The organism is Shinella zoogloeoides, assembly GCF_033705735.1.
Lineage (GTDB): Bacteria > Pseudomonadota > Alphaproteobacteria > Rhizobiales > Rhizobiaceae > Shinella > Shinella zoogloeoides_A.
The window spans coordinates 170,751-195,531 of record NZ_CP131131.1; the positions used below are offsets into that span (position 1 = coordinate 170,751).

The 24,781-nt window shown below is 63.0% G+C and carries 36 protein-coding genes; 8 read left to right on the top strand and 28 right to left on the bottom strand.

The annotated features are described in order from the left end of the window. The first annotated feature begins 110 nt into the window (after positions 1–110). The gene (locus tag ShzoTeo12_RS18240) at positions 111–446 is read left to right on the top strand and encodes a PilZ domain-containing protein (RefSeq protein WP_245424697.1); all 336 of its coding nucleotides are present in this window, start codon (positions 111–113) and stop codon (positions 444–446) included. Between the two features lie 217 nt (positions 447–663). After that, complete coding sequence (locus ShzoTeo12_RS18245; RefSeq protein ID WP_318913387.1) at positions 664–2,712, top strand: NADH:flavin oxidoreductase; 2,049 nt, start codon at positions 664–666, stop codon at positions 2,710–2,712. A gap of 122 nt (positions 2,713–2,834) precedes the next feature. Here the strand turns inward: ShzoTeo12_RS18245 and ShzoTeo12_RS18250 are convergent, their stop codons facing one another. The 5 genes from ShzoTeo12_RS18250 to ShzoTeo12_RS18270 form a co-directional block, all read right to left on the bottom strand. Continuing rightward, on the bottom strand, positions 2,835–3,536 hold the full coding sequence (locus tag ShzoTeo12_RS18250; protein WP_318913388.1) for a PRC-barrel domain-containing protein: 702 nt from the start codon (positions 3,534–3,536) through the stop codon (positions 2,835–2,837). 214 nt (positions 3,537–3,750) lie between these two features. After that, the gene (locus ShzoTeo12_RS18255) at positions 3,751–4,635 is read right to left on the bottom strand and encodes an SMP-30/gluconolactonase/LRE family protein (RefSeq protein WP_318913390.1); all 885 of its coding nucleotides are present in this window, start codon (positions 4,633–4,635) and stop codon (positions 3,751–3,753) included. Further along, positions 4,632–5,270, bottom strand: coding sequence for a 2-dehydro-3-deoxy-6-phosphogalactonate aldolase (locus tag ShzoTeo12_RS18260; protein WP_318913392.1), 639 nt, complete (start codon positions 5,268–5,270; stop codon positions 4,632–4,634). The genes ShzoTeo12_RS18255 and ShzoTeo12_RS18260 overlap by 4 nt, the downstream gene beginning before the upstream one ends. A gap of 15 nt (positions 5,271–5,285) precedes the next feature. Continuing rightward, a complete protein-coding gene (locus tag ShzoTeo12_RS18265) occupies positions 5,286–6,227 on the bottom strand; it encodes a 2-dehydro-3-deoxygalactonokinase (protein ID WP_318913393.1) in 942 nt (313 codons plus the stop codon). Beyond that, the gene (locus ShzoTeo12_RS18270; RefSeq protein WP_318913395.1) at positions 6,227–6,988 is read right to left on the bottom strand and encodes an SDR family oxidoreductase; all 762 of its coding nucleotides are present in this window, start codon (positions 6,986–6,988) and stop codon (positions 6,227–6,229) included. The genes ShzoTeo12_RS18265 and ShzoTeo12_RS18270 overlap by 1 nt, the downstream gene beginning before the upstream one ends. 102 nt (positions 6,989–7,090) lie before the next feature. Between ShzoTeo12_RS18270 and ShzoTeo12_RS18275 the strand changes: the two genes are divergently transcribed. The 6 genes from ShzoTeo12_RS18275 (at position 7,091) to ShzoTeo12_RS18300 (ending at position 14,057) form a co-directional block, all read left to right on the top strand. Continuing rightward, positions 7,091–7,879 (top strand): IclR family transcriptional regulator, encoded by a 789-nt coding sequence (locus tag ShzoTeo12_RS18275; protein WP_318913396.1) that lies wholly within the window; start codon positions 7,091–7,093, stop codon positions 7,877–7,879. Positions 7,880–8,147: 268 nt separating this feature from the next. Continuing rightward, positions 8,148–8,885, top strand: coding sequence for a LuxR family transcriptional regulator (locus tag ShzoTeo12_RS18280; RefSeq protein WP_318913397.1), 738 nt, complete (start codon positions 8,148–8,150; stop codon positions 8,883–8,885). Between the two features lie 84 nt (positions 8,886–8,969). Next, positions 8,970–9,713 (top strand): LuxR family transcriptional regulator, encoded by a 744-nt coding sequence (locus tag ShzoTeo12_RS18285; protein ID WP_318913398.1) that lies wholly within the window; start codon positions 8,970–8,972, stop codon positions 9,711–9,713. Between the two features lie 123 nt (positions 9,714–9,836). Continuing rightward, complete coding sequence (gene apbC / locus ShzoTeo12_RS18290) at positions 9,837–11,018, top strand: iron-sulfur cluster carrier protein ApbC (protein ID WP_318913400.1); 1,182 nt, start codon at positions 9,837–9,839, stop codon at positions 11,016–11,018. A gap of 138 nt (positions 11,019–11,156) precedes the next feature. Then, the gene (locus ShzoTeo12_RS18295) at positions 11,157–12,140 is read left to right on the top strand and encodes a magnesium transporter CorA family protein (protein WP_318913402.1); all 984 of its coding nucleotides are present in this window, start codon (positions 11,157–11,159) and stop codon (positions 12,138–12,140) included. A 15-nt stretch (positions 12,141–12,155) separates the two neighbouring features. After that, positions 12,156–14,057, top strand: coding sequence for a potassium transporter Kup (locus tag ShzoTeo12_RS18300; RefSeq protein ID WP_119254459.1), 1,902 nt, complete (start codon positions 12,156–12,158; stop codon positions 14,055–14,057). A gap of 120 nt (positions 14,058–14,177) precedes the next feature. Here the strand turns inward: ShzoTeo12_RS18300 and ShzoTeo12_RS18305 are convergent, their stop codons facing one another. The 23 genes from ShzoTeo12_RS18305 to ShzoTeo12_RS18415 form a co-directional block, all read right to left on the bottom strand. Then, entirely contained in the window at positions 14,178–15,239 is a 1,062-nt protein-coding gene (locus tag ShzoTeo12_RS18305; RefSeq protein ID WP_318913404.1) for a tyrosine-type recombinase/integrase, read from the bottom strand. After that, positions 15,239–15,421, bottom strand: coding sequence for a hypothetical protein (locus ShzoTeo12_RS18310; RefSeq protein ID WP_318913406.1), 183 nt, complete (start codon positions 15,419–15,421; stop codon positions 15,239–15,241). The genes ShzoTeo12_RS18305 and ShzoTeo12_RS18310 overlap by 1 nt, the downstream gene beginning before the upstream one ends. Then, entirely contained in the window at positions 15,418–15,735 is a 318-nt protein-coding gene (locus tag ShzoTeo12_RS18315; protein WP_318913408.1) for a hypothetical protein, read from the bottom strand. The genes ShzoTeo12_RS18310 and ShzoTeo12_RS18315 overlap by 4 nt, the downstream gene beginning before the upstream one ends. Before the next feature lie 121 nt (positions 15,736–15,856). Continuing rightward, positions 15,857–16,078 (bottom strand): hypothetical protein, encoded by a 222-nt coding sequence (locus tag ShzoTeo12_RS18320; RefSeq protein WP_318913410.1) that lies wholly within the window; start codon positions 16,076–16,078, stop codon positions 15,857–15,859. A gap of 168 nt (positions 16,079–16,246) precedes the next feature. After that, the gene (locus ShzoTeo12_RS18325) at positions 16,247–16,465 is read right to left on the bottom strand and encodes a hypothetical protein (RefSeq protein ID WP_318913411.1); all 219 of its coding nucleotides are present in this window, start codon (positions 16,463–16,465) and stop codon (positions 16,247–16,249) included. Beyond that, entirely contained in the window at positions 16,462–16,872 is a 411-nt protein-coding gene (locus ShzoTeo12_RS18330; protein ID WP_318913413.1) for a hypothetical protein, read from the bottom strand. Before ShzoTeo12_RS18330 ends, ShzoTeo12_RS18325 begins: the two co-directional genes overlap by 4 nt. Next, on the bottom strand, positions 16,865–17,278 hold the full coding sequence (locus ShzoTeo12_RS18335) for a hypothetical protein (protein WP_318913415.1): 414 nt from the start codon (positions 17,276–17,278) through the stop codon (positions 16,865–16,867). The genes ShzoTeo12_RS18330 and ShzoTeo12_RS18335 overlap by 8 nt, the downstream gene beginning before the upstream one ends. A gap of 13 nt (positions 17,279–17,291) precedes the next feature. Beyond that, positions 17,292–17,924: a VUT family protein gene (locus tag ShzoTeo12_RS18340; protein ID WP_318913416.1), complete on the bottom strand. Its 633-nt coding sequence runs from the start codon at positions 17,922–17,924 to the stop codon at positions 17,292–17,294. Beyond that, complete coding sequence (locus ShzoTeo12_RS18345) at positions 17,911–18,522, bottom strand: hypothetical protein (RefSeq protein WP_318913418.1); 612 nt, start codon at positions 18,520–18,522, stop codon at positions 17,911–17,913. Before ShzoTeo12_RS18345 ends, ShzoTeo12_RS18340 begins: the two co-directional genes overlap by 14 nt. Then, on the bottom strand, positions 18,519–19,295 hold the full coding sequence (locus ShzoTeo12_RS18350; protein WP_318913420.1) for a hypothetical protein: 777 nt from the start codon (positions 19,293–19,295) through the stop codon (positions 18,519–18,521). The genes ShzoTeo12_RS18345 and ShzoTeo12_RS18350 overlap by 4 nt, the downstream gene beginning before the upstream one ends. Next, a complete protein-coding gene (locus ShzoTeo12_RS18355) occupies positions 19,285–19,602 on the bottom strand; it encodes a hypothetical protein (protein WP_318913422.1) in 318 nt (105 codons plus the stop codon). The genes ShzoTeo12_RS18350 and ShzoTeo12_RS18355 overlap by 11 nt, the downstream gene beginning before the upstream one ends. A gap of 38 nt (positions 19,603–19,640) precedes the next feature. Then, entirely contained in the window at positions 19,641–20,051 is a 411-nt protein-coding gene (locus ShzoTeo12_RS18360) for a hypothetical protein (protein ID WP_318913424.1), read from the bottom strand. Then, a complete protein-coding gene (locus ShzoTeo12_RS18365; protein ID WP_318913425.1) occupies positions 20,044–20,430 on the bottom strand; it encodes a hypothetical protein in 387 nt (128 codons plus the stop codon). The genes ShzoTeo12_RS18360 and ShzoTeo12_RS18365 overlap by 8 nt, the downstream gene beginning before the upstream one ends. Continuing rightward, positions 20,427–20,816: a hypothetical protein gene (locus ShzoTeo12_RS18370; RefSeq protein WP_318913427.1), complete on the bottom strand. Its 390-nt coding sequence runs from the start codon at positions 20,814–20,816 to the stop codon at positions 20,427–20,429. Before ShzoTeo12_RS18370 ends, ShzoTeo12_RS18365 begins: the two co-directional genes overlap by 4 nt. Then, on the bottom strand, positions 20,813–21,193 hold the full coding sequence (locus tag ShzoTeo12_RS18375) for an HNH endonuclease signature motif containing protein (RefSeq protein ID WP_318913429.1): 381 nt from the start codon (positions 21,191–21,193) through the stop codon (positions 20,813–20,815). Before ShzoTeo12_RS18375 ends, ShzoTeo12_RS18370 begins: the two co-directional genes overlap by 4 nt. Further along, positions 21,193–21,492 carry a hypothetical protein gene (locus tag ShzoTeo12_RS18380; RefSeq protein ID WP_318913431.1) on the bottom strand — a complete coding sequence of 100 codons (300 nt, stop codon included), beginning with the start codon at positions 21,490–21,492 and terminating at the stop codon, positions 21,193–21,195. Before ShzoTeo12_RS18380 ends, ShzoTeo12_RS18375 begins: the two co-directional genes overlap by 1 nt. A gap of 1 nt (position 21,493) precedes the next feature. Beyond that, positions 21,494–21,688 carry a hypothetical protein gene (locus tag ShzoTeo12_RS18385; RefSeq protein WP_318913433.1) on the bottom strand — a complete coding sequence of 65 codons (195 nt, stop codon included), beginning with the start codon at positions 21,686–21,688 and terminating at the stop codon, positions 21,494–21,496. Continuing rightward, complete coding sequence (locus ShzoTeo12_RS18390) at positions 21,685–21,891, bottom strand: hypothetical protein (protein WP_318913434.1); 207 nt, start codon at positions 21,889–21,891, stop codon at positions 21,685–21,687. The genes ShzoTeo12_RS18385 and ShzoTeo12_RS18390 overlap by 4 nt, the downstream gene beginning before the upstream one ends. Continuing rightward, positions 21,888–22,700, bottom strand: coding sequence for a recombination protein NinB (locus ShzoTeo12_RS18395; RefSeq protein WP_318913436.1), 813 nt, complete (start codon positions 22,698–22,700; stop codon positions 21,888–21,890). Before ShzoTeo12_RS18395 ends, ShzoTeo12_RS18390 begins: the two co-directional genes overlap by 4 nt. After that, a complete protein-coding gene (locus ShzoTeo12_RS18400; protein WP_318913438.1) occupies positions 22,697–23,332 on the bottom strand; it encodes a lambda-exonuclease family protein in 636 nt (211 codons plus the stop codon). Before ShzoTeo12_RS18400 ends, ShzoTeo12_RS18395 begins: the two co-directional genes overlap by 4 nt. Next, a complete protein-coding gene (locus ShzoTeo12_RS18405; protein ID WP_318913440.1) occupies positions 23,325–24,086 on the bottom strand; it encodes an ERF family protein in 762 nt (253 codons plus the stop codon). Before ShzoTeo12_RS18405 ends, ShzoTeo12_RS18400 begins: the two co-directional genes overlap by 8 nt. A 98-nt stretch (positions 24,087–24,184) precedes the next feature. Beyond that, on the bottom strand, positions 24,185–24,379 hold the full coding sequence (locus ShzoTeo12_RS18410; protein WP_318913441.1) for a hypothetical protein: 195 nt from the start codon (positions 24,377–24,379) through the stop codon (positions 24,185–24,187). Then, positions 24,376–24,738 carry a hypothetical protein gene (locus ShzoTeo12_RS18415; RefSeq protein WP_318913442.1) on the bottom strand — a complete coding sequence of 121 codons (363 nt, stop codon included), beginning with the start codon at positions 24,736–24,738 and terminating at the stop codon, positions 24,376–24,378. Before ShzoTeo12_RS18415 ends, ShzoTeo12_RS18410 begins: the two co-directional genes overlap by 4 nt. Between the last annotated feature and the right edge of the window lie 43 nt (positions 24,739–24,781).

Genomic DNA, 24,781 nt, shown 5'->3' on the forward strand with positions numbered 1-24,781 from the left:
GCCAGGTGTCCCCGAATAAGTCAGTTCCTTAAACTTGCATGCATTTTCTTATCGGGATGGCAAATGCCTTCCGCTAGGTTTTCTCCAGAATCAAGTCTGGGGTGACAGCGATGGCGACCATCAAGGATATGCCCGTCCGGGCGACCGATCGTTCCAAGGTGCGTATTTTCGCGACGGTGAAGGTCATGCATCAGTCGACGCGGGCGCGCGTCGTCGATCTTTCGCCGAGCGGCATGGCATTCGACATCGAAACGCCGATCCAGGCCATGCCCGGCCAGCTCGTGACGGTGGAGAGCGAGGAACTGGGCCGGCTGAGCGGCACGGTGCGCTGGTACGCCAATGGCCGCCTCGGCATCCAGTACAAGCTGTCGACCAATGCGCTGGCGCAGATCACCTCCTATTTCCGCTTCTTCCATGAGGAGATGCAGCCCGTCCTGCGCCGTTGACGGATCGTCTCCATAAAAGCAGGTTATGGCGCCGGTAAGTTTTTTTCCGCGTTACAGCGGCGATCCGCCCTGTGTAGCCTCGCTGCGGTAGGTGCTGCAAGGCAACGAGGGGGAGGGCGCGCGCTGGCCATGATTTGCCGCCGCGGCCGTCGCCCCGGATGTCGCCATTTGCGACTATCTCCCGCACGATCACGGCCGACCTGCTAGGACCTTTGAGATGACGCTATCGAAAGACCCGCTGCTCCAGCCCTACCGCCTGAAGCACCTGACGCTGAAGAACCGGATCATGTCGACCTCGCACGAACCGGCCTATTCGGAAGACGGCATGCCGAAGGACCGCTACCGGCTCTATCACCTGGAAAAGGCCAAGGGCGGCATGGCGCTGACCATGACGGCGGGCTCGGCGATCGTCTCGGAGGATTCCCCGCCCGCCTTCGGCAATCTCTACGCCTATTCCGACGAGATCGTGCCGTGGCTCAAGAAGATCGCCGACGACTGTCATGAGCACGGCTGCGCCGTGATGATCCAGCTCACCCATCTCGGCCGGCGCACGGGCTGGAACAAGGGCGACTGGCTGCCGGTGCTCTCGGCCTCGCCGGTGCGCGAACCTGCCCACCGCGCCTTCCCCAAGAAGATCGAGGACTGGGACATCGAGCGCATCGTCGGCGACTATGCCGCCGCGGCCCAGCGCATGCAGGCCGCCGGCCTCGACGGCATCGAGTTCGAGGCCTACGGCCACCTGATGGACGGCTTCTGGTCGCCCGCCACCAATCGCCGCGAGGACGAGTTCGGCGGTTCGCTCGACAATCGCCTGCGCTTTTCCGACATGGTGCTCGATGCCGTGCGCAAGGCCGTGGGGCCGGATTTCATCGTTGGCATCCGCATGGCGGCGGACGAGGACTGGGACATCGGCCTTTCGCGCGAGGAGGGCGTCGAGATCGCCCGGCGCCTCGCCGATTCAGGCAAGGTGGATTTCCTCAACATCATCCGCGGCCATATCGACCATGACGCGCACCTGACGAAGGTCATCCCGATCCAGGGCATGGCCGCGTCCCCGCATCTCGATTTTGCCGGCGACGTGCGCGCGGCGACAAAGTTCCCGGTCTTCCATGCCGCCCGCATCGCCGATGTCGCGACGGCCCGCCATGCGATCGCCGAAGGCAAGCTCGACATGGTGGGCATGACCCGCGCCCATATCGCCGATCCGCATATCGTCAGGAAGATCGAGGAGGGCAGGGAAGCGCAGATCCGCCCCTGCGTCGGCGCCACCTACTGTCTGGACCGCATCTACGAGGGCGGCGGCGCGCTCTGCATCCACAATGCGGCGACCGGCCGCGAGGCAACTATCCCCCATGTCATCTCGAAATCGCCGGGGCCCCTGCGCAAGGCGGTGGTGGTCGGCGCCGGTCCTTCGGGGCTGGAGGCGGCGCGCGTGCTGGCGGAGCGCGGCCACGCCGTCGAGGTGCTGGAGGCGACGGGCGAGGCCGGCGGCCAGATCCTGCTGGCCGCCCGCAATCCGCGCCGCAGGGAACTGATCGGCATCGCCGACTGGCGCCTTGCCGAGCTCGAACGCCTCGGCGTGCCGATCCACTACAACGTCTTTGCCGGCGGCGATGACGTGCTCGCCCTCGATCCCGACCTCGTGGTGATCGCGACGGGCGGCATCGCGCAGAACCCGGAACTGGAAGCGGGCGACGACCTCGTCGTGTCGAGCTGGGACATCATTGCCGGCGCAGTAAAGCCGGAAGGCCCGGTCCTGCTCTATGACGACAACGGCGCGCATACCGGCATGACGGCGGCGGAGCTGATCGCGAAGGCCGGCGTGGAGCTGGAAGTCGTTTCGCCGGAGCGCTTCTTCGCGCCCGAGATCGGCGGCATGAATCACGTGCCCTATGCCAAGGCCTTCGCGGAACGGAACGTCCGCGTGACGATCAACACGCGCCTCAAGGCCGTGCGCCGCGACGGCAACGGGCTAGTGGCGACGCTCGGCTCGGATTTCTCGACCGACGCCTCGGCCGAGCGCCGTGTCGCGCAGGTCGTGGTCGAGCACGGCACCATGCCGATGGCCGATCTCTATTTCGAGCTGAAGCCCTTGTCGCGCAATCTCGGGGCGGTCGACTACAAGGCGCTCATCCGACAGGAGAATCCGATCCGCTCCCGCAATCCCGAGGGCACCTTCGATCTCTTCCGGATTGGCGATGCCGTCCACAGTCGCAACATCCATGCCGGCATCTACGATGCCATGCGCTACGGCGTGCTGTTTTAGAGCAATTCCAGCCAAAGCGCGCAGCGGTTTTGCGTCCGGAATTGCGGTGGGGAGCGCTTCATAAGAAAAACCCGGTGGCGCAGGGCGTGCCACCGGGCTGGAGGTCAGTAAAGCCCGCCGGTTTATTCGGCCGGCTGGGTCGTGGCGGGCGCGGTGCCCGTGGTCGTCGACGAGGTCGTCGAGCTGTCGACCGGGGTATTGGCCTGACGTTCCGCCACCTGCTGCGCCTTGGTCTTGAATTCCGGCGCGGCCTGCAGGCTTTCAGCCGTTTCCGTGGTCGTCAGCTTGACGTCATCGGAGTCCGGAACCTGCGTGATCGAGATCTTCTCGAACGGCACTGCAACCCACTTTTCGCCGATGCCCAGGAAGCCGCCGACACCGATGATGGCAGCGTCGATACCGCCGCTCTTTTCCATGATAAGGTCGGAGATCTTGCCGATGTTTTCATCGGCGCTGTTATAGACCGCCTGACCGATATAGGTGTTGGCGCTGATCTGTTCGTCCGACTGGGCCGTCAGATAGTCACCACCTGCTGCCGGAGCCTGGGCGGTATCCTTGCTCGGGGTTGCGGGCGTCTGGGCCGTATCCGTGCTGTCGGTGCCGGTTGCCGGGGTCTGCGCCGTGTCTTCGCCCGGCGTCGTGCCCGGCGTGGCTGCGGTGTCGCCCGGGGTCGTGCCCTCAGCGCCTGCGGCCGGCTGCTGCTCCATCGTCTGGGGCTGGCCTGCTGCGGGCTGATTCGTGTCCTGTGCATAAGCCGCCGGAGCCAGAGCCGCGCCCAGGAAGAGTGCACCAGCGGCAACGGAGGTAAGAAGTTTCTTGGTCATTTTGAACCTGCCTTTCGTCTCGTTGGCATCAAGGCGCGGCGGCGGTTTCGAAATGCCCGTCCGCACCGGCTGATGGACAAGGAACGACGACCCCCGGCTTTGGTTCCGATGAAAATTGCCTTCTTCTTGATTGCAGCCATGCAAAAGAAGCGGCCCGAACCCGTCGAACGGGGCGGACCGCCTGCCGATTTTGCATGGGAAATGCGGCAACGCTCTACAGCGCGAATTTCGGCTCGAAGCGTCCCTTGACCTCAATGCCGAGTTCGAAGGTCTTGCCGGCCTCGGGATCGGCCGCGCGGGCCGCATCGTCGAGATCCTGCCAGGCGGAGGTGACGAGCAGCCGGTCGGCCTTGCCACCGATGAAGGCGGTGCAGCTCGCCTGCGCGGCGGGCACGTCGTAGCGCGCGACCTTCGTGCCGTCCGGCCTGTAGACGTCGACGGCATTCGCGCCCCAGCGGGCGTTCCAGATCAGCCCGTCTGCATCGCAGACGGATCCGTCGATGCCCCCCGGCGTGCCGCTCTCGTCGGAGAGGACTTCCGGCGCGCCGGTCGGCAGGCCGGTCTTCGGATCGACCGCCACCTTCATCAGCCGGTTGACGTCCGTGTCGGTGAAATAGGCGGTGCCGCCGTCCGGCGAGAAGCAGATGCTGTTGGGGATGGTGATGTCGGAGAAGAGCTTCGTCACCCGCTCGCCCGCCACATGGTAGATCGCGCCGGAATGCTTTTCGGCGCTGCGACCCATCGTGCTCGCCCAGAGCGTGCCGGAGGGATGCACCCGCCCGTCGTTGGAGCGGTTGGCCGCCTTGTCCTCCAGTTTCGCAAAGGGGGCGAGCCTGCCGTCCGCGACGGTGCGCACGAAAAGCCCCTGGTCGGAAAGGATGAGCTGGCGCTCCGCGTCGATGACGGCGAGCACGCTGCCGAGGAAGGGCAGGTCGTGCACGGCCTTCGTCATGGTCGCAAGATGGAGTTCGTGCAGCTTCCGGCCGCGGATGTCGAACCAGTAGGCCTTGTCCGTCGCGGGATCGTAGGTCGGCCCCTCGCCGAGCTGGCAGGCGGTGTCGCAGAGCGTGCGGCCGGTAAAGGCGTGGGTTCCGGTCATCGGTTAGCCCCGTAGACGGCATCATAGGCTTCGATGGTGGCTACGGCGCGGGCGCGGGCCTCGGCGCCCGTCATGCCGGGCTTGTAGAGGCTGGAACCGAGGCCGAAGCTGCGGATGCCGATGGCGGCATAGTCGGCGAAGTTCTTCTCCGAGACGCCGCCGACCGCGGCGATTTCGAGGTCTGCCGGCAGGATGGCGCGGATCGCGTTGATGCCGGCCGGGCCGAGCACGCTGGCGGGGAAGAATTTCAGGCCCGTCGCGCCGGCCCGGGCGGCGGCAAGCGCCTCGGTGGGGGTGAAGACGCCGGGCATCGTCACCATGCCCTTGGCGGCGGCGGTGGAGATCACCTCCGGCTCGACATTCGGGCTGACCATCAGGCGCCCGCCGACATCGGCGAGGCGGTTGACGTCGGCGACGGTCAGCACGGTGCCGGCGCCGATCAGGCAGCCTTCCGGCGCCATCTTCACGGCGATCTCGATCGACCTGAACGGTTCCGGCGAGTTCAGCGGGATCTCGATGGCGGTGAAGCCGGTCTCGATCAGCGCGCCGACGACATCCTCGGTCTCGCCCGGCTTGAGGCCGCGCAGGATGGCGATCAGCGGGTGCTTCATGGGGGGGAAGGGAATACGGCTCATTGTTTCCAGCTTTCTTTAAAGGGACCAGAGCGCCCTGGCGCCCGCGGCAAGGCCGTTGCGCACGGCGGCATCGGCATCGATGAGGGAAGGGGAAAGACCGGCGGCGGCGAGCGCCTCTCTGTAGAGTGCGCCGAGCCCGCCGGAAACGACGAGCGCGACCGGCGTTCCTTCGGCGACGAGCGAAAGCGCGCCCGCGATCTCCAGCCCGATCAAGGTGCCGGAAAGCCGCGCCTTGGCATCCTCGGGCGAAAGCCCGGCGATCAGCGAGCCGGCGCGCACGGAGAAGAGCTGGCTCGTGGCGAGCGCGGGCTTTTCCACCATGCGGGCGACGGCGGTGCGGAAGGCGGCATTGTCGCCGGAGATCGCGCCCGCCTCGGCAATGGCATGGCTGAGGATGGTGTTCTTCGCGATGGCGTCGAAGAGTTCGCCCGTCATGAAGGTGGAAAAGCCTTCGACCCTGCCGCCGGAAAGGCGGACCCATTTGCTGTGCGTGCCGGGCATACAGACGAGATGGTCGCCATTGCCGAGTTCGCCGGCGGCGCCGAGAAGCTGCGTTTCCTCGCCGCGCATCACGTCGGGGGCCATGGCGGCGCGCTGCGCAAGGCCGGGCAGGATGCGGATATCCGCGTCGATGCCGGGAATGCGCACGGCGGCGGCCGGAATGTCGGCGAGCGCGGCGGGCGTGTCGAGATAGCCGGCCTCGATCCAGCCCTGTTTGGCGCCCGCCATGCCGCAGATGAGAACCGGCAGGCCTGCCGGCGCGGAGATCGCGGCAAGGTGGCTCGTCAGCACCTCGGCAAAGCCGGTGCGGGCGGCCGTCGTCATGCCTTCGCCGCTGCGGCGCTCGGCAAGAACGCTGCCGTCCCGGCCGATCAGCCAGAGGCGGAAGCTGGAGGTTCCCCAGTCCACCGCCACATAGGCAGGCCCAGCGGTGCGTTGCGGGGTGGGTTCGGTCATCAGAGCATGCCTCCGTCGACGATGAGCGTTTGGGCGGTGATGGCGGCGGAGGCGTCCGACGCCAGGAAGAGACAGGGGCCGACCATGTCGGCGGCGACGAGCGAGCGCTTCAGGCACTGGCGGTCGATGCCGCCGGCAATCGCCGCCTCGTCGATCCACAGGCGCTTCTGCCGCTCGGTCAGCACCATGCCGGGCAGGATGGCGTTGACGCGGATATTGTCCGGGCCGAGCCGGCCGGCGAGCGACTTGGTGAGGCCGATAATGCCCGCCTTGGCGGTCGCATAGGCCGGCAATTCTCCCATGTTGAGCAGGAAGGCGATGGAGGAGAAGTTGACGATCGACCCGCCGCCGCCCGCGCGCATATGCGGCGCGGCGGCCTGCGCGGCGAAGAAATGGTGGCGCAGGTTCACCGCCTGGTTCTCGTCCCAGTAGTCGGGCTCGACGGTTTCCAGCGCGTGCCGGTCGTCGCGCGCCGCATTGTTGACCAGCACGCGGATGCCGCCGAGCACCGACGCGGCCTCGGCGACCGCCGCGCGCAGGGCGTCGATGTCGCGCAGGTCCGTCCTTATATAATGCGGCAGATGCTCCGCCTTGCCTTCGAGAGTGGAGACGAGCGATCGGCTTTCCGCTTCGGCGATGTCGAGGAAGGCGACACGGGCACCCTCGGCGGCAAAGCCGGCGACCAGCGCCGCACCGATGCCCGAGCCGCCACCGGTGACGAGCACGCCCTGTCCTGCGAGGTCCGGATAGCGGCCAGCCATCGCTTTCTCCCGAAATGTTCCATTATTTGGAACTGAGTTTGATTATTCGGAATTATTCCGCTACCATGCCGGCCTGTCAAGAGATGGAAAAGGGCTGCGACGATGACGACCGAGCGAGACGAGGAAAGCGGAACCGGCACGCTTGGCAAGGCGGTCACCGTGCTGGAGACGGTGGCGCTTTCCGAAAGGCCCATGCGCTTTACCGACGTGCTCGCCGTCAGCGGCCAGCCGCGCGGTACGCTGCATCGCCAGCTTTCCCATCTGGTGCAGGAAGGGCTGCTGGAACTGCGGCCCGACCATGCCTATGTGCCGGGCCTTCGGCTGCTGAAGCTCGCCTCGGCCTCCTGGGCGCGCAACGAGTTCCGCGCCGTCGCCGCGCCCTTCCTCGAGGCGCTGCACGGGGAGACGGGCGAGACGGTGCATCTTGGCGTGCTGCGCGGGCGCGAGATCATCTATCTCGACAAGGTCGAAAGCCGGCAGGCCGTCCGCATGAATTCCCAGATCGGCAATGCGTCGCCTGCCTATTGCACCGGCGTCGGTAAGGCCGCGCTTTCGATGCTCGACGCCGCCGCGCTCGATGCGATCCTGGACGGCATGGATTTCCACAGCTTCACGCCGCAGACCATCACGGGCCGCGCCGCGCTGCTGGCCGAGCTTTCGCGGATCCGCGAGGGCGGCATCGCCTTCGACCGGGAGGAGCACGAGCCGGGAATCCGCTGCGTCGCCGCTCCGGTCGTCGACAGCGGGCGCGGGCTGGTGGCCGGCGTTTCCGTCACCGGGCCTGCCTACAGGGTCGGGCCGGAGCAGCTTGAAGCGTGGGCGCCGTCGGTGCGAAAAGCGGCACGGGCGATCATGGAAGAACTCGCCGCAAGGCTCGGTCCGCAACGATAAGTGGATTATAGGGCATGCGCCCTGTGGCAAAGTTGTTTTACTTCCCGATTTTACGGTAAATTAGAAAATCGCGCTGGACGTGGATTGGGGTCGCCATTAGCTTTCCAGGTGACCGGCTTGTTGAGCCGCGTCGCCTGCCGCGGACTTGAGGCGCGGTTCTCGAACATACTTGCATTGGGATACGGGGGTTCCTGAGGCAAGCAGGTGCATTGTGCGGATAGAGCTGCTCTGCCGTGCGGGCGCATGCGTTGCTGAAGGAAAAAGGGATATGGCGGATCGCTTCCACACGACATCTGCACAGTTCCAGAACCGATGGGGTACGAGCCTGTCGGCCCTGGCCGCGGAGGAGGACGTCGCCGAAAGGCTGGAGGGCATTGCCCGGCACTTCGGGTTCCGCGGCTATCTCCTGATCACCGTCCCCTCTGAAACCTCCACGGATTTCTCCTCCAGCGTTCTCCTGACCTCCTGGCCGGACGAGATGCTGAAAACCTATGACCATGCGGGCCTGATTTTCGGCAGCCCGGTCGTCGAGCGCCTGCGCCAGAGCACCAATCCCTTCGTCTATGACGCGGACGGCACCAACCGCCGGCGGATCGACGGCAAGGCCGCGATCGCCGCAGACCTCTTCGAGCGGCACGGTCTGTCGCGCGGGGCCTATTTCCCGGCGCACAATTCGGCGGGCCTGCGCGGGGCGCTCGCCTTCGGCGGCACGCGCGAGGCGCTGCAGCCGCGCGAGATGGCCGAACTCAACGCGCTGGCGAACCAGATCTTCACGGAAGTCGTCGAGCGTCGCTCCGGCCACGGCCCGAGCGTGTCGTTGTCGCGCCGGGAGATCGAATGCCTGTCCTGGGCATCCGCCGGCAAGACCAGCGTGGAAATGTCGGAAATCCTTGGTCTGTCGGAGTATACTGTCAATCATTACCTGAACCGCGCGACGCGCAAGCTCGACGCGGTCAACCGGGTTCAGGCGGTCGCCAAGGCGATCCGCGCCGGGCTTTTGAACTGATGCATAAAAAACCTTGTGACTTTCTGGAAAGCGTTCGGTCCCGTTCCAACTGCCCAAGGGGAGGACTATTCTTTGCGGGGCACCATGACGGATGACGAGACCAGAAACGGTGAGAAGCAGGTGCAGGACGAAGGCGCCGAGATCGCAGCTCTCGAGACGCAGTTCGACATCGTGCGCTACATGCGCCGCAAGTGCGAGGAATACGGCCTCAGGTATTTCATCGTCTTCACGCTGCCGGGTTTCGAGGCGGAAAAGCTCTCGGCCTATTCCATCGTCAGCAACTGGCCGCAGGAGGTCCTTGCCAAGTACGACGCCATGCGCATGGTCCGCCAGAGCGCCGGCATCCGTAAGCTGCGGCTGACCACCGTTCCCTTTTCCTACGACATGCGCGAATGGATCGGCGAATCCTCCGAACAGGCCGATTTCAGCGAATTGCTCGATATGATGACCGGCCACGGCATGCTGGTCGGCCATTTCTTCCCGGTGCATGACGCGCTCGGCAATCGCGGCGCGGTGGTCTGGGGCGGCGAGAGCGCGACGCTCGGCCGCGACGACCGGCTGATGCTGCAGATGATCTCCGTGCATCTCTTCAACCGGCTGGCCGAGATCGGCTCGGCCTGGAAGTCGGGTCAGGTCATGCTGACCGATCGCGAGATCCAGTGCCTGAGCTGGACGGCGGCGGGCAAGACGAGCCTGGAGATCGCCGAGATTCTCGGCCTCTCCGAGCACACGGTGAACCACTACCTCAACCAGGTCACGCGCAAGCTGGAGGCGGTCAACCGTACCCAGGCCGTGGTCAAGGCCATCCGTCGCGGGCTGATCGCCTGAGGCAACCTGCCGCAAAGCCGCAAATGCCCGTCGCCGGCAAATTCGTTTGGCGGCGGCCTTCGCGTGCACTATCTACGGAATGAAGGCAGCGGCCGTGCCGCGAGGGTATTCATCGAGGGTTTCATGACGGATGTAAGCAAGGAACAGGTGCTGGAACGGCTGCGCACGGTGCGCGGCCCGGACATGGACGGCAATATCGTCGATCTCGGCCTCGTCTCGGACGTGTTCATCTCCGATGGGAAGGCCTATTTCTCCATCACCGTCCCGGCCGACCGCGCCCGCGAGCTCGATCCGATGCGCGCCGCCGCCGAGCGCGTCGTCAAGGAAATCCCCGGCATCAAGGCCGCCATGGTGGCGCTGACGGCGGACAAGCGCGCCGCCTCCGGCCCGGCCGCCGCCCGCGCGCCGGCCCCCCCGCCGCCCGGCGGCGGCGCGGCCCACGGCCATGCCGGCCATAGCCATGCCGCGCCCGGCCAGCCGCCGCAGCGCGCGAAGGCCGGCATTCCCGGCGTCGGGGCCATCATCGCCGTCGCGTCCGGCAAGGGCGGCGTCGGCAAGTCGACCACTTCGGTCAACCTCGCGCTGGCGCTGAAGGCCAACGGCCTTCGCGTCGGCATCCTCGATGCCGACATCTACGGCCCCTCCATGCCGCGGCTCCTGAAAATCTCGGGCCGCCCGCAGCAGATCGAGGGCCGCATCATCAAGCCCATGGAGAATTACGGCATCAAGGTCATGTCCATGGGCTTCCTCGTCGACGAGGAGGTGGCGATGATCTGGCGCGGGCCGATGATCCAGTCGGCGCTGATGCAGATGCTGCGCGAGGTCGCCTGGGGCGAGCTCGACGTGCTCGTCGTCGACATGCCGCCCGGCACGGGCGACGCCCAGCTCACCATGGCCCAGCAGGTGCCGCTCGCCGGCGCCGTCATCGTTTCCACCCCGCAGGATCTCGCCCTCATCGACGCGCGCAAGGGCCTCAATATGTTCAGCAAGGTCGAGGTGCCGGTGCTCGGCATCGTCGAGAACATGAGCTATTTCATCGCTCCCGACACCGGAAACCGCTATGATATCTTCGGCCACGGCGGCGCGCGCAAGGAGGCCGAGCGCATCGGCGTGCCGTTCCTCGGCGAGGTACCGTTGACCATGGACATCCGCGAAACCTCCGATGCCGGCACGCCCGTCGTCGTCTCCAACCCGGATGGGGCGGCCGCGAAAATCTACCGCGAGATCGCGACCCGCGTCTGGCAGGAACTGGAGGCGCTGAAGGACAAGGGCACCCGCGGCGCGCCTTCCATCGTCTTCGAATAGGTGAACCTTTACGCTTTCGGCGCGTTCGTGGCGAAAGCTTGATTTTTGTGCGGCGCCGAGCAATATGCGCGGCCGGCCGCTGAACGGCGGCGTCCAACCAGGAGTGTGAGCGATGGTCCGTTCCGGAGCCATTCGCCGGTGATCACGGTTTTCCGTTCCAACGGCGAGGCACGCTCTCTGCCGGCAGAAACAGATTCTGCGGCCGCCGAAGCCCTTGCCGGCGCCGTCTGGGTCGATATGGTCGAGCCGACCCGCGAGGAGGAAGCGCTGATCGAGCGCGTTCTTTCCATCGAGGTGCCGACCCGCGACGAACTCAAGGACATCGAGCCCTCGAGCCGCCTCTACACAGACGGCAACGCTGCCTACATGACCGCCTCGCTGATGGTGAAGGCGGAGAGCGACCTGCCGCAGCTGACCGACGTCGCGTTCATCCTGACGGCCGGCAGGCTGCTGACGGTGCGCTATGCCGAACCGCGCTCCTTCGCGCTCTTCAAGAGCGGCATGCACCGCATTCCCGGCGGCTGTTCCTCGCCGACCGTGATGGTCACGCGCCTATTGGAAACCGTCGTCGACCGCACCGCGGAAATCCTCGAAATCGCCGTCTCGCGCGCCGACAGGCTGTCCATCGAGGTGTTCGGCGACCAGCGGCACCTTAACCGCCGCCCGCCGCGCTATCTGGAAGACCGCGTGGTGCAGGTCTCGGCCTTGCACCGTCTCGTTGCCAAGACGCGCGACAGCCTGATGTCGCTGTCGCGCGTGCTGACCTTCCTGCATGCGCTGCCGGCCCTGCAGTCGGATCGCGAGAGCCTCGAACTCTGCCGCACGATCACGCGGGACGTGCAGTCGCTTTCCGAACATGCAAGTTTCGTGGCGGGTAACATTACCTTCCTGCTCGATGCCTCGCTCGGCCTCATCAATCTCGAGCAGAACGCCATCATCAAGATCTTCTCGATCGCCTCCGTCGTGCTGCTGCCGCCAACCCTGATCGCTTCGACCTACGGCATGAATTTCGACTTCATGCCCGAACTGCATCTTGCCTCCGCCTATCCGCTGACGCTGGTCGCGATGGTCCTTTCGGCAATCCTCCCGTTCTTCTTCTTCCGCTGGAAAGGCTGGCTCTAAGAGCCCGATCGCCCCATGCAACATCATCCCGGTAGCGCACCGCAGGCCCAGAGCAGGGCGCGCACGCTGTTTCTCCTCTCCCTCGGTTCCATCGGCGTCGTCTATGGCGACATCGGCACGAGCCCCCTCTATGCCTTCCGAGAAGCGCTGCGCCCCGTCGCGCAGGATGGCATCACGCGCGCCGAGGTGATCGGCCTCATCTCGCTGATCATCTGGACGCTGACGATCATCGTCACGCTCAAATACGTGCTCTTCCTGCTGCGGGCCGACAACCACGGCGAGGGCGGAACGCTTTCGCTGCTCGCCCTCCTGATGAAGACCGCCGGCCGGCGCGCCACGGTGCTGTTCTTCATGGGGGCGGTGGGCGCCGCGCTCTTCATCGGCGATGCCATGATCACGCCCGCCCTTTCGGTGCTGTCCGCCGTCGAGGGCCTGAAGCTGGTGACGCCGACGCTCGGGGACTATGTCGTGCCCATCTCCGTCGTCATCCTCGTCATGCTCTTTGCCGTGCAGTCGCTCGGCACGGCCGCCGTGTCGAAGTTCTTCGGTCCGATCACCGCCATCTGGTTCATCGTCATGGGCCTTGGCGGCATCCGCCATATCAGCGACGACCTTGGCATCCTCGCCGCCTTCAATCCCTATTACGCCGTGGTCTTCATGATCAACGAGGGCTATGTCGGCCTCGTCGTGCTCGGCGCTGTCTTCCTGACGGTCACCGGGGCTGAGGCGCTCTACGCCGACCTCGGCCATTTCGGCCGCCGGCCGATCCAGTGGGCCTGGTTCTGCCTCGTCTTCCCGGCGCTGACGCTGAACTATCTCGGCCAGGGCGCGCTGATCCTCGCCCATCCCGAGGCCTTCGAGAATCCGTTCTTCCTGATGTTTCCCAACTGGGCGCTGCTGCCGATCGTCATCCTTGCGACGGCCGCCACCATCATCGCCAGCCAGGCGGTCATCACCGGCGCTTTCTCGCTGACGCGGCAGGCGATCCATCTCGGCTTCCTGCCGCGCATGGAGATCTTCCACACGTCCGAAACCCAGACAGGCCAGATCTATCTGCCGGGTGTCAACACGGTGCTGCTCTTCGGCGTCATGCTGCTCGTCTTCATCTTCGGCTCGTCCGAGAAGCTGGCGACGGCCTATGGCATCTCCGTCACCGGCGCGATGGTGGTGACGACCGTCATGGCCTTCGAGTTCCTGCGTGCCCGCTGGCGCTGGAAGCCGCTTGCCGCCATCGGCGCGCTGACGCCGCTCCTCCTCCTGGAACTCACCTTCCTCGGCGCGAACCTTCTCAAGGTGCATGACGGCGGCTACGTGCCCGTCACCATCGCTGCCGCCGTGGTCCTCCTGATGTGGACCTGGACGCGCGGCACGCGCATTCTGCGCGACAAGACCCGCCGCATCGAGGTGCCGCTGCCGGCCTTCATCAAGTCCGTCGAAAAGCAGAGCGCCCATGCGCCGGTGCAGGTCGCCGGCACGGCGATCTTCCTGACGAGCGATCCCGATTTCGCGCCCGCCGCGCTGCTGCACAACATCAAGCACAACCACGTCCTACACGAGCAGAACTTCATCCTGACGGTCAAGACCGCCAACACGCCGCGCGTCGTGCCGGCTGAGCGCTTCTCGGTGGAGCGCATCTCCGACCGTTTCTCGCGCATCGAAATGCGCTTCGGCTTCATGGAGACGCAGAACGTCTCGCAGGCGCTGGGGCTGATGCGCAAGGCCGGGCACAAGTTCGACATCATGTCGACCTCCTTCTATCTCGGCCGCCGCAAGCTGGTGCCCGATGCGCAGTCCGGCATGCCCATGTGGCAGGATCGCCTGTTCATCGGGCTCGCCAACCTCGCCACCGATCCCTCCGACTACTTCCGCCTGCCGACCAACCGTGTCGTGGAACTGGGATCGCACGTCGTCATCTAGGTGCACCCGCAGCATCACGTGGTCTGACGAAAACGTGAAGGGGAGGCACCTGCCTCCCCGATCCGGTTCATCAGCATTAACCAACCATCATAGTTAAAATGGTTTCGCTAACTATCTGATTCAGGTTTGGTTTTTAGTGCCTTTGCCCGCACCTTTTGGTTGGTGCGGGTATAGCTTGTTCGCTGCGCGTTCCGCCAAGCGGGTGCGATCAGCCTTTTTGGTGTAGATCTCGGCCATCTTCGTAGAGCTCCATCCGAACATGGCGGTAAGCTCATACGGTGTCGCTCCATTGTTGGCAGCTATGGTCGCTCCGGCCTTGCGGAGGCCGTGAGCGCGTCCGGGAACCTTTGCCTCATCGCACCTAGCAGCGAACCAATACCCAAAGCTGATATTCTTCCATGGCGCCCCCTTCGTGTTGAGGAGGAAAACCATATCACCGGTTTTTGTTGCTGCTATGGATTCAGCTAGAGGCGGCAGGACTGGCACGACGATCTCGGCCTTGTTCTTCTGCGCCCTTATGGTGATCACGCCGTCTTTGACATGCTGAGGGCCAAGCGTGATGGCATCCGACCGACGCAGGCCGGTATAAAGCATGATATCGAGCGCCAGCCGCGCTTGTGTGCCTATGGCATGCCTTCCCTGATACCTAGCGACTTCCTCGACGGTCCAGACATGATAGCCATCCGTCTTCACGGATTTGGCCTTGATGTTGTCCGTTGGATTTTTCGAGACCCATTCATTGTCCATGGCGAACTCAAAGAGATTTCGCATGACGACAAGGTAGATCTCCGCCATACGCGGGGTCTTCTCGCGCCGCACCAAGCCGCGCTTTATGTCTGCTGGCGTGATCTGCCGGTACAACAAATCCTTCCCGTTCTCACATACGCCCTCCAGCGCCAGCCGCTGGTTTCGCTGAGTATTTGGGCGGTATTTGTCGAAACGAGCGCTTTGATAATACTGATCCACCAGCCAGCGCAGGGTTCCTTTTGTTGCCTTGGCGGCCTGTTGGGCTGGCATGCCGGTTAGCGCCGCTTCATAGGCTTTATTGAACTCTACCGAGCCAAACGCTCCTGGCAAGCGAATGCGGGCCTCTTTCCCGCGGCGAAAATACCAGACCACCTTCCCGTGTCTGGTCGTCTCTTTCTGGATGTATGGCTTTCTCGGGCGAGGCATGCCGCGCATTAGAGGAAGCCTCGCCCCTTGCGGTCAATGTCGATGGTTTCAGCGTTGTGATTAGCGGGGATATCGGGGAGAACGCGATAGATTCTTCCCTCTACCTCAAGCTCTATTGGCACACCCTCGCTCTTCGCGATTGCGGCCATGCGCTTCAATTCGGATTGCTTAACAAGGGCCGGTGCCGTCATTCTCGCGGCTCCTTCCTCGGTACAGGCTGGATGCCGCGTGGGCGTACTGCCTGCTTGCGCAGAATTTCGGCCATTACATCCAATTGGTCCGGCGAGTTGTCGAGTGTCAGGGTGACTCGGAAGGGCTTGTAACCCATATCGCTCCAGCGCTGGACGTAGATCGGAAAATCTAGGCTTGCTGCCCTCTCGTGCCCGACATGTCGACGCCATGCATCAGGCGTGCTGGCCGCAATGGTACTCTTCCCCATGGCTAGTTTAACGTCGTCTGGCCAGTCGCTGGCAGCGATGATGTATCCGGTGAAGGTTGCCGTCATACCCACCGCTCTCCAACTATAATGCTTCGGATCGTTGACCGTGAAACGTCATACATAACCGCCAAGTCGCCCACCGAAGCCGATGCAGAGCGACGACGAATCTCGTTCGCGATATCTCGGTTCAGCTTAGCTCTGGGATTTCTCTCGCCTCGTGGGTCAGTGCCGTGGAGATATCGATCATCAGAGTTTTCCTTGGGTGTTTTCCAAGAAAGATGGCGAGGATTGACGCAACCAAGATGTCCATTACCGCAAGAATGTGCCGCTTGATGATCTTTTGATTTTGGCGGTCCATACTGCGCCTCACAAAGAATGCGGCAGACATTGAGATAACGATTGCCGCCATGTTTAACGTGCGGCCGATCTCGGTTGTATCTGTAGGGCCAAATTATGCACTCGTCGGTCGATGTATATGCCAGCGTGTCCCACATGAAGGTTTTCGCCTCACTTGGTCGCCTTCTGTTTCGAAGCCTGGCATTAAGGAAGTTTGCGATTTCGAGGCAGGTTCTTTTCCTCATCCCCCACGCTCCTTATCCAGTGCGTTGCGGCCGGCGGCTGTCCACCTGAAGTCCCTGTTCTGTCCGTCGCCTCTGTATTCCAGCCAGCCTTTGCGCACGAAACGGTCATATGCCTTGCGCACAAAGGGTGGATCGAAATTCGCCCACTCGTTGTCTGAGCCGGGTTCAGCTGCCATTTCCGCGATAAATTCTTCCTCTAGGCTAGTCAGCTTCATTCGCCTTCTCCTCCAGAAAGTGCGTTACGGGAGGAGGGGGCGGTTCCAGTTGCTTTGAGGGCGGCGGTCAGCATGATGGTGCATTCTTCGAATGCCATCCTGCGCCCCCGATAAAAGTTGTTGTGAGCGCGCTGCTCCTCAGACGGCCCGACAATGCCGCCTCCATCGGAAAGCTTTGCCTTGAGGATGGCGAGCACCCGCTCGAAGCCGCGCTTTTCCTCTTCGCTCCTCGGCGTCAGTGCGGCCCGTGCCGCCTGAAACTGGTTGTAGAAGTGGTCACGTTCTGTGCGAAGGCGCGCAGTCTCATCCATCATCGCCTTCGCAATGACAGAGGCCCACTCGTCTTCCGGCGTGAAACGGAGCAGCGTCTTTACCCCGACTGCCGCCTGCATGATATCATCACTCATCGGCTTGGCCTTTCGCGGTGCTGGCGGGATCGCAGTCGATGCGCTCAATCTCGGCGATGATGAGGCCGTAGTGTGCTTCGGCATCCACATAACGATGCTCTGCCCGTAACGCGAAGCGGCGCTTGATGCGATCTATCTCAGCCAACGCAAGGGCGCCGGCACGGACGAGGTCTTTTCTGGGCGACTTCGGCTTCCACCATTTTTTATCCCATGGCCACTCGAAGGGGATGCCCGCTCGATCACCTCGCGGTTGAGATAGCGCACGATCTGTCGCGTGTGCGAAGTAGGCCCTTGCGGCTAGCAATAATTTCCCTTTTCCATGCGCGTCGTCATGCTTGGCCGTCCAGCCTTCCGCTTCGATCTGCCGGCGACGCTCGGCAAACACGTCTTCGATTGCCTTACTCATCGGACGTCCCTCCTCAGTTCCAGTGCCCGCCACGGTCGGTGATCTTCCCGCAGCGGCCGCAGCGCTCAGTGAACCCGTATCCGTAGCTTTCGTGAATGAACCACTGGTGGCGGCCGAGGCGGCAGCGATTGCGCACCACCAAGAGGATCGGCAGGGCGATCAGCGTCATCCACATTTTGCCGACGATCTGGCCGGTGATGTAGTCGAGAGAGCCGAAGGCGACCCAGAGGAAGACGGCGCTATCGACGACCGCCCCGGCAACGCCGCTGAGGAAAACAGCCAGCCAGAGGCGGCGTTCGCGCAACGGCGCGTAGACGGCGAGGTCGGCCAGCTCCGCGAGCACGAAAGCGAGAACCGAGGCAAGCAGAAGGGCCGGCGCGGCGAAGATGGCCGACAGAAGGCCGCCGATCCCAATGGCGATCAACGCCGCCTTCGCGCCACCGGCCTCATGCACCATGTCGCGAAGGACCAGAGATGCACCGACGACGAGCACGCCGCTTGGCGCGGTCAGGCCGAACCCGACTGGCAACAGGCACGGTCCATCAGGAGTGCAGACCGTTCCAACGTTGCCGATAAGCCAGTTGGCAAGCGGGATCGTCGCTGCAAATGCAGCGGTAAGCGCGATGGTGCGATTAAGCGACTGCATTGAGCAGGTCTCCTTGATTGTGGCGGTTGGCTATGGCTTCGCGCATGTGTGTGTATCGAGCGAGCCCGGTCCCGTCGCACGTATCGACGCCGAGCTCTTCAAAGTGCTTCCAGCGGGCTGGGTCGTTCACTCTTCCGGCATGGACGGCTTTGCCAAGCGCCTTAGCAGCGCTGATGAGGTGCGCCGGATGCTCTGAGCATTTCCACTTGGTGGAGCCCCCGATGAAGATGGCGGCGATTTCCTCCCACGGCATAGGGAGATCTTCCTGACCATCCTGACAGACAAGCGCCAGCCTCCAACCGCCTAGCTCGGGTCGTTTCTTCCAGATATGGAATACCTCAAGTGTCCGGCGCGCCGAGCCAACGACGTCCGGTGTTGCTACCCACAGGCACTTTTCCTTGCGGCTCGCTTCCCTCTCCAAGAGTGAAATCAGGCCACTGGTGTCGGGATTGCTAAAGCGTCCGTTGTCTATCGCCCACGGGAGATCGGGATTGCGAAGGTGATATCGTGTGAGCGGGGTTAGGAGTTGCCCAACCGGGCCACCGATTTCCGCCGCGCACTGTTCCAGATCCTGGCCGTTGTCGAGAAGAGCGATCATTGATCCTCCTCAGACTGTTTCTCGCGCTCCCATTCGCCCCATGTCTTCGCACTTGTGGCGGAAGTGCTGCGCGTGGCGGCGAGGCGAATGCGGTCGGCCATGATGTCGAAGACTTCTTGCGCCGTGCGATGCTCGATGCCGACAATGGGGCGCGTCAGCCTCTCCACCTCCGCGCTGTCCTCTCCTTCTCTATGGGGAGGTCGGGTGTAGACCGGGAAAGCGCGTTCATCGGATACGTCGGATAACTGGAGGCCGGTGTAGGTCTCCCCGTCGATGTCAGTCCGGTTCTCCAGACGAAGATACGCCACCGGCTCTACCGGCACATCGACAAGGGCGGAGCGGATGCGGAGCAGAAATGCTTCAACTCTGTCGATGAGCGCGGATGCATCGCACAAGGATTGATCCATGTGAGAGTTTGCAGCGAGATTGATGTCCTGCTGGGCGTCGAGCATCTCCTCGATCAGCTCGTCAATCTCCAGCCCCTTCACCTCTACCGCCCGCTCTTGATCGGATAGGGCGGCGAGGCTCTTCGCTTCATAAACAGCGGAAAGCTGCTCTGGGCTAAGCTCGTAATCCCCGAAATATTTGTAGTCGTAGACGTTGCTGATCCATGCCAGACGGTCTTCGCGTGTGCCGGCAACTATGTGCCAGCACTGGTCATTGGCGCATCGACGTACCGAGCTATCGCGCCACTCGCCGCCGCGCTCGTCACGAACCTTGACGACAATCGTTTCGCTGCACTCGAAGCAGGATTTGCACTTTTCACTCTGCATCTTCAGATCCTCCGAGAAGTGCGCGGGCGCGGCGGAAGTCGCCGTAGGTGAGCGTGTCGTCGCCATAGCCCCAGACGTTGTGATCATCCGGCTTCAATCGGCGGCTTGTCTCGTCGCAAAACCGACCAGCGATAGTCGAAAACGGCTTCAGCGCTTCCCGCAGCTCCGCATTCTCCCGCTGCAACGCCTCTGCCTGGCGGGCGATAATCTCGGCGATAGCTTTTGCCGCCTCGTCAAAACCGAAGACGTATGCAGAAGCGACTGCCGGAGAAAGCCCGGTCGCATCAACCTTGATATGGTCGCGCATTGCCTTCTCTATGGCCTCTACGGCGGATACGGGGGAGGTCATGCTTCACCGTTTTTCTGGTCAAGGGCGCGGAGGGTGGCGAGGACGAGGGCGATGGCAGGTGTGGCGCCTGTTGCATCGGGGTCGGTCCAGTGTCCGACACGCGCCCACGGTTTCGTTTCGCTCGATTGTCTCCAGCCCATCATAACGGAGCGACCCGGCAGCACTCGCTCCGCCAGAGATACGGCGGCGTCGATGGAGGAGGTGTAGGCGGGAAGCCTCTCCGAATTGTACGGGCTAATCAGTTGCCGCCGGCCGCCAATGGTCGAATGGTAGAACCATGGCTTGGCATCCTTCCCGCGCTTCTCGTAGACAAATCCGTCGACGGTTAGCGCAATGTCGCGGTCAAGCTCCCGATCCGGCCCTTCCGCCTTCTCCAGTCGTGCGATGAGTGAGGAGAGATCAGCCATTGCTCTCGCCCTCCTTGGTTCGGGGAGGAGAGGGAAGTGGCATCCAGTGGGTGGGGCAATGCTCATAGAGCGTGAGTCTGCCAACAACCGTCGTCCATGGGCGATCCGGCGCGTAGGGCGAAAAGTTCCAGTAACCCGCAAATGGAATATCGTGAAAAACGCCGCCAACGAGCAGAATTCTTGTGCCGTCCTTCGGCGCGGTCTCTATCGGCTGCCACTGGTAGCGCTTGCTGAACGCTATGAGAACTTTGGCTATATTCTCGATGCTGCCATTGCTCTGCCAATTCACGACGTTTCGGAGCGATCGCGCTACTTCCCAAACATTATCGGGGATTTCATCCCGTGCGATGTCTGCGATGAGTGAGGACAGGTAGGTCATTCTCCTCCTCCTGTTTTTCTCACGGCTGCGGCCTTAGAAAGTGCGTTGTAGAAAACGATCCACTCGGGCGTATCTTTGAGGCGGAGACCGTGCTCGTCGCGCCATGTGCCATGTTTTATCGCTCCATCGAGCTCTTCGACGATGCGCTTCATGCCGCTAGCTGCGTTGAGCAAGTCGTCGGCAGATTGAAAGGTGACAGGTTTTGTCGTGCTGAAATGCTCTAATGCAGACTGCACCTTGCTGAGCAAAACCATTTCCTTGTTCGGCTGGAAACCATCCTGATCGCAGTCAGCGTCAGAGCGATTACTGAGATAATCGTGGCACAGTTCCAAGGCTTCGATTATGCAGTACAGTCCGCCGTCTTCTATCTTCTTGGTCATGCTCATCGCACGATCTCTCCCGTACGCTTGTCGTAGATCGTCCCGTCCATGCGCTGGCCGAGGTTGCCCCACGAGGATTTCTTCTTGGATTTGATGCCGAGGTGAGCCTTCCGCGTGCGGTTGCACTTTGCCCGAACCTTGGCTTCTGCGGACGTCTTCCGCTTGTGAGCTTCCGAGACGACGGCTTGCAGGTTGCTTTCGGAATTCGCGCCGCCCAGCCACAGCGGGACGATATGGTCGTACTCGACCTTCACTCCGGGGCGCAGCTCGACGCCGGTCAGGGCGCAAACGTTGCCCTGGCGCGCGCGGATCCGATCCTTGACGCGCGGCGGCGGCATTGCGTCGTCGCTCTTGCCTTTCCATTCGGAGACAGTGCGAGCCATCACTTCACCGCCTTTCGAACGAGCTTGAAGCCCATGCGGTTAGCGAGATTTCGAAGGATCGTTTCATCCTCAGCGCCCCAATCGCCGCCATAACCGAGCGTGCGAATGCTGTTTCCGCCGATTGCGACAATCTGCATATTGTCAGCATGGTCGCTGGGGAGAACGTCGAAGCTCTGGCCGTGGTAGGGGCCGCGTCCATTGGAGATGATTGCTCCGTAGACCTTCTGCCCGAACTCAGGATCGCCCTTGATCTCGTGCAGGAAGTCGTTCCGCACGATTAGTGCTGTGTTCAGACCCATCTCACCCCTCCATGCCCATGAAAGCCGTGATAGGCGGGATGGAGGAGAGCATTTCCTTCTGCGAGGGCGTGCGGTCCTGTTTCCAGCCGGCTTCGTCGCGGTACTCATTCAAGCGGCGCATGGCGTCGGCTACCTCGAGTTCACGGCGGAGCAGGGCGGTCATCTGGTGCTGGCGGTCGATCTGGGTTTTGGTCACGACAGCACCTCTTTTGCAGCTGCCTGCCTGGCTCTCAGCACCTTGTCGATGTTCGCGTGGATGTCTTCGGCCGCAATGTTCTCGGAAACCGCAACCTCGATAATCGCGAAGGTCATGGCTTCGAAGGCCATGACGCGATCTTCCGGCAGAGCTGCCGTAATGTCTTTGAGTGCGGCCAGTACGGCGATGATATCGTGGTTCATTCATCACCGCCGATCTCGGAAGGCGCACACTCCAGCCAGCCCGCCACCTCACGGATGGCGCCAGCGCGGTTCGTGTTCTTCCCGGTGATGATGGAATCGGCCGCAAGGAAGATGCTCGCCAGCTTCGGGTGAAGCTCAGGCCGGATCGCTTCCTTCCAGGTATCCTTCGCCGATACGAGAACGCCGCGCTTGGCCGGCCCGTCGAGATCATCCTGAACGGTGATCGCGAACAGCTTGGCCGCGCATTCCATGAAGAGCGCACGGTCGGCTTCCGTCATCTCGGTTGATGGGGAGGACGGAGACGAGGCGGAGGGGGATGACGCCTCGCCTCCGTCCTGTTGCGACGAGGGCGGGGGGACCTCGTCGGCATCCGGCGACTGACCCGAGGGGGACTGGTCCGCTGCCGCCGAATTGGTGTTGGATTCCTGCGGCTCCTTGAACGCGACATTGCGTTCAGCGCCGAAGGCGTAGATGAGCTCGATCAGGTTGCTCATCTCTTCCACGGTCATTGCCGAGGTGCTGAGGCCGAGTGGGACAACCGTGCCGGCGTCGATGCCGGGAATTACGTTGGCCTTGCGCAGCGAGGCCGTGAACATCGTCTTCCAGTCTTCGGGATCCAGCTTGGAGCCGTACCAGTCGACCTGTTCGGACACCTCCGCCAACATGGCGTGCATCTTGGCGTTCTGTTCATGGCTGCGGGTTTTCTTGCGGAACTCGACGATGGTGCCTTCCGGTACCTTCTCGGCCCAGCGGGCGACCTTCTCGCGGTCTTCCCGGGTGTTGATGGTGACAGCGGCGCGCGTGGTCATGCTGCCTCCTGCTCATAGATCCGGCGGAGGGCATCGACCTTCGTCTCAACCTCTTCCATCAGGAACGCCACGACTTCTCGCTCAAGGCTTTCGATCACGGCAACGTCCCGCTCCACGCGCTTGACGAAGAGCTGCATGCTCTCGGGAAGGCGAGGGTCGTAGGAGACGAAGTCACACCATGCCCGGCCCGTGCATGCCATCTGCCATTGCATCTGAGTGATGTACTTGGCCGGGATCGTCTGCTTGATCAGCGTGTCGATGTGAGTTGCCGTGTTCGGGCACTTGATTTCGACAAGCCCGTTTTCGCCCACAAGGCCGTCAGGAGAGGCGCCAGCGTCCGGGATGGATGGATGCACCACGAAAGCGACCTGCTCGACAGTGACGTCGTGCATGAACTCGTAGGCCATGCGAGCGTTCGGCTCGTGATCCGTTCCCCACTGCATGGCGGCGTTGGTGAAGCCTTCGGCCGCAACGCCCGTCAGACGCTCGGCTATGAGCTCGGCGGCATAGTTGGTGCGGGAGGCTCCCCAGCCCTTGGATGTCTGGGCGATGACATCGGCAACGCGGGAAGCAGTCACCTTGCCGCAGCGAAGTGCATGCCACTCTGCTGACCCTTGAACGATCTCATCCATTTGCTGCCACCTTCCGCTTTTTGGTTTCGAGCATGCTGATCGCACGGCGGAACTTCACCGCCGGCATGTCGGCAATGCTGTCGATCTGGAGGACTTCGCAGAACTTGGCCGTGTCGGAGCCGGTCTCCTCGATCATCGTCAGGATGATTTCGCGCTCCGCCTCGGTAATCGCGCCGGTATCGTCGGCCTTCGCACCATCGTCGTCAGCCGCTGCGGCTAGACCGAGCGCAGCCTTGAGGGTGTAGCGCTGGAGATAGGTCACGGTGGACCCGATAGCCTGGATGCTGTTCTTGTTTCCGCTTTCATCCCGGCCGGCCATGAGGGTGTTTTCCTCGCTATGGCCCATGCGGTGCGAAATGATGCAGGTGACGGAAATCGGCTGGTTCGGCTCCGCCTGTGTGCGATAGCGGACGGAGAGACCGTTGGCCGATAGGACCGGGCCGACTTGGTTCATGATCGAGGCGAGGTCTTCGTACTGGTAATTGGTGCGGCCCTTCTGAGTCGTGAAGTCCACCTTCCGCGATTTGACGATCGCCGGCATGTTGGCCTTGGCCGACGCCATAGCCTCGTCGAAAGCCTTGCGGGCCTGATTGGCTTCCCAGCGCTCCTGAAGGTTCATGAGCTGCGTCAGGGTCTCGACGTTGGCGCCCTGCGACACTGCGCGGTCCAGCATCTCCATAGGGGTGACGACGGCGCGTTCTCCCGCCTGCATGGCGGTCGAGCTCGGCTGCTGAATTTCGATGGCGTTGGCCATAGCGAACTCCTTGCGTTTCTTGTCGATGTTTTCGAGAGCGAGGGCGGCGGCGGTACCGAGCGGGATTTCCGGGCCTCGCGGATCGATAATATTGGTCATCACGCCTGCCCCGCACCGAGAGCATTGGTCGCCAGCCGGTGCGCATGGCGAAGGCTGGTTTCGGTCGGCATCAGTCCGGCGGAGCGGTCGTCCTGCCAATGCTCGATGATGACCTGCAGCTCGCGCAGCGCGTCATCCTTCGCCTTGATGTTGGCGAGGTCGTTCACGTGGCCGTGGCGAAAGGTGATGTTCATGCCACCCTCCCGCCGCTGACGTGATAGGTTCCATGGCTGCGCTGGGTGTAGGCCGGCGAGCAAATCGCCATCTCGGCGCGCTTGGCGTCTTCGTGGATCTGCTCGGCAGACCGGACATCGAACTCGCCCGTGATGTCCTCGACGAGAACCGGAATCCCCGCGCCGACCGTCTCGATGCGCCAGACCGAAAGCACTGTCTGCCGTTCGTCGGTGACCGTGTCGATGAGCTGCTGAACTTCCGCAAACGTCCGGGCGACCTGCCGCATTTCCAGCGTGTAGATGTCACCGCGCGGCATCTGCGTGCGGATCAGGAGGGTTTCGTCGCCTTGGACGACGTAGCGGTCTGCTTTGTCTGCCATTGCCATGTCCTCAAACTGCGACGGGACGCTCTCCCGTCTGGGC

Bases quoted from the DNA above. Each gene is read 5' to 3' on its own strand.
- ShzoTeo12_RS18240 (WP_245424697.1), top strand. From the start codon at position 111: ATGGCGACCATCAAGGATATGCCCGTCCGGGCGACCGATCGTTCCAAG.
- ShzoTeo12_RS18245 (WP_318913387.1), top strand. From the start codon at position 664: ATGACGCTATCGAAAGACCCGCTGCTCCAGCCCTACCGCCTGAAGCAC.
- ShzoTeo12_RS18250 (WP_318913388.1), bottom strand. From the start codon at position 3,536: ATGACCAAGAAACTTCTTACCTCCGTTGCCGCTGGTGCACTCTTCCTG.
- ShzoTeo12_RS18255 (WP_318913390.1), bottom strand. From the start codon at position 4,635: ATGACCGGAACCCACGCCTTTACCGGCCGCACGCTCTGCGACACCGCC.
- ShzoTeo12_RS18260 (WP_318913392.1), bottom strand. From the start codon at position 5,270: ATGAGCCGTATTCCCTTCCCCCCCATGAAGCACCCGCTGATCGCCATC.
- ShzoTeo12_RS18265 (WP_318913393.1), bottom strand. From the start codon at position 6,227: ATGACCGAACCCACCCCGCAACGCACCGCTGGGCCTGCCTATGTGGCG.
- ShzoTeo12_RS18270 (WP_318913395.1), bottom strand. From the start codon at position 6,988: ATGGCTGGCCGCTATCCGGACCTCGCAGGACAGGGCGTGCTCGTCACC.
- ShzoTeo12_RS18275 (WP_318913396.1), top strand. From the start codon at position 7,091: ATGACGACCGAGCGAGACGAGGAAAGCGGAACCGGCACGCTTGGCAAG.
- ShzoTeo12_RS18280 (WP_318913397.1), top strand. From the start codon at position 8,148: ATGGCGGATCGCTTCCACACGACATCTGCACAGTTCCAGAACCGATGG.
- ShzoTeo12_RS18285 (WP_318913398.1), top strand. From the start codon at position 8,970: ATGACGGATGACGAGACCAGAAACGGTGAGAAGCAGGTGCAGGACGAA.
- apbC (WP_318913400.1), top strand. From the start codon at position 9,837: ATGACGGATGTAAGCAAGGAACAGGTGCTGGAACGGCTGCGCACGGTG.
- ShzoTeo12_RS18300 (WP_119254459.1), top strand. From the start codon at position 12,156: ATGCAACATCATCCCGGTAGCGCACCGCAGGCCCAGAGCAGGGCGCGC.
- ShzoTeo12_RS18305 (WP_318913404.1), bottom strand. From the start codon at position 15,239: ATGCGCGGCATGCCTCGCCCGAGAAAGCCATACATCCAGAAAGAGACG.
- ShzoTeo12_RS18310 (WP_318913406.1), bottom strand. From the start codon at position 15,421: ATGACGGCACCGGCCCTTGTTAAGCAATCCGAATTGAAGCGCATGGCC.
- ShzoTeo12_RS18315 (WP_318913408.1), bottom strand. From the start codon at position 15,735: ATGACGGCAACCTTCACCGGATACATCATCGCTGCCAGCGACTGGCCA.
- ShzoTeo12_RS18320 (WP_318913410.1), bottom strand. From the start codon at position 16,078: ATGGCGGCAATCGTTATCTCAATGTCTGCCGCATTCTTTGTGAGGCGC.
- ShzoTeo12_RS18325 (WP_318913411.1), bottom strand. From the start codon at position 16,465: ATGAAGCTGACTAGCCTAGAGGAAGAATTTATCGCGGAAATGGCAGCT.
- ShzoTeo12_RS18330 (WP_318913413.1), bottom strand. From the start codon at position 16,872: ATGAGTGATGATATCATGCAGGCGGCAGTCGGGGTAAAGACGCTGCTC.
- ShzoTeo12_RS18335 (WP_318913415.1), bottom strand. From the start codon at position 17,278: ATGAGTAAGGCAATCGAAGACGTGTTTGCCGAGCGTCGCCGGCAGATC.
- ShzoTeo12_RS18340 (WP_318913416.1), bottom strand. From the start codon at position 17,924: ATGCAGTCGCTTAATCGCACCATCGCGCTTACCGCTGCATTTGCAGCG.
- ShzoTeo12_RS18345 (WP_318913418.1), bottom strand. From the start codon at position 18,522: ATGATCGCTCTTCTCGACAACGGCCAGGATCTGGAACAGTGCGCGGCG.
- ShzoTeo12_RS18350 (WP_318913420.1), bottom strand. From the start codon at position 19,295: ATGCAGAGTGAAAAGTGCAAATCCTGCTTCGAGTGCAGCGAAACGATT.
- ShzoTeo12_RS18355 (WP_318913422.1), bottom strand. From the start codon at position 19,602: ATGCGCGACCATATCAAGGTTGATGCGACCGGGCTTTCTCCGGCAGTC.
- ShzoTeo12_RS18360 (WP_318913424.1), bottom strand. From the start codon at position 20,051: ATGGCTGATCTCTCCTCACTCATCGCACGACTGGAGAAGGCGGAAGGG.
- ShzoTeo12_RS18365 (WP_318913425.1), bottom strand. From the start codon at position 20,430: ATGACCTACCTGTCCTCACTCATCGCAGACATCGCACGGGATGAAATC.
- ShzoTeo12_RS18370 (WP_318913427.1), bottom strand. From the start codon at position 20,816: ATGAGCATGACCAAGAAGATAGAAGACGGCGGACTGTACTGCATAATC.
- ShzoTeo12_RS18375 (WP_318913429.1), bottom strand. From the start codon at position 21,193: ATGGCTCGCACTGTCTCCGAATGGAAAGGCAAGAGCGACGACGCAATG.
- ShzoTeo12_RS18380 (WP_318913431.1), bottom strand. From the start codon at position 21,492: ATGGGTCTGAACACAGCACTAATCGTGCGGAACGACTTCCTGCACGAG.
- ShzoTeo12_RS18390 (WP_318913434.1), bottom strand. From the start codon at position 21,891: ATGAACCACGATATCATCGCCGTACTGGCCGCACTCAAAGACATTACG.
- ShzoTeo12_RS18395 (WP_318913436.1), bottom strand. From the start codon at position 22,700: ATGACCACGCGCGCCGCTGTCACCATCAACACCCGGGAAGACCGCGAG.
- ShzoTeo12_RS18400 (WP_318913438.1), bottom strand. From the start codon at position 23,332: ATGGATGAGATCGTTCAAGGGTCAGCAGAGTGGCATGCACTTCGCTGC.
- ShzoTeo12_RS18405 (WP_318913440.1), bottom strand. From the start codon at position 24,086: ATGGCCAACGCCATCGAAATTCAGCAGCCGAGCTCGACCGCCATGCAG.
- ShzoTeo12_RS18410 (WP_318913441.1), bottom strand. From the start codon at position 24,379: ATGAACATCACCTTTCGCCACGGCCACGTGAACGACCTCGCCAACATC.
- ShzoTeo12_RS18415 (WP_318913442.1), bottom strand. From the start codon at position 24,738: ATGGCAGACAAAGCAGACCGCTACGTCGTCCAAGGCGACGAAACCCTC.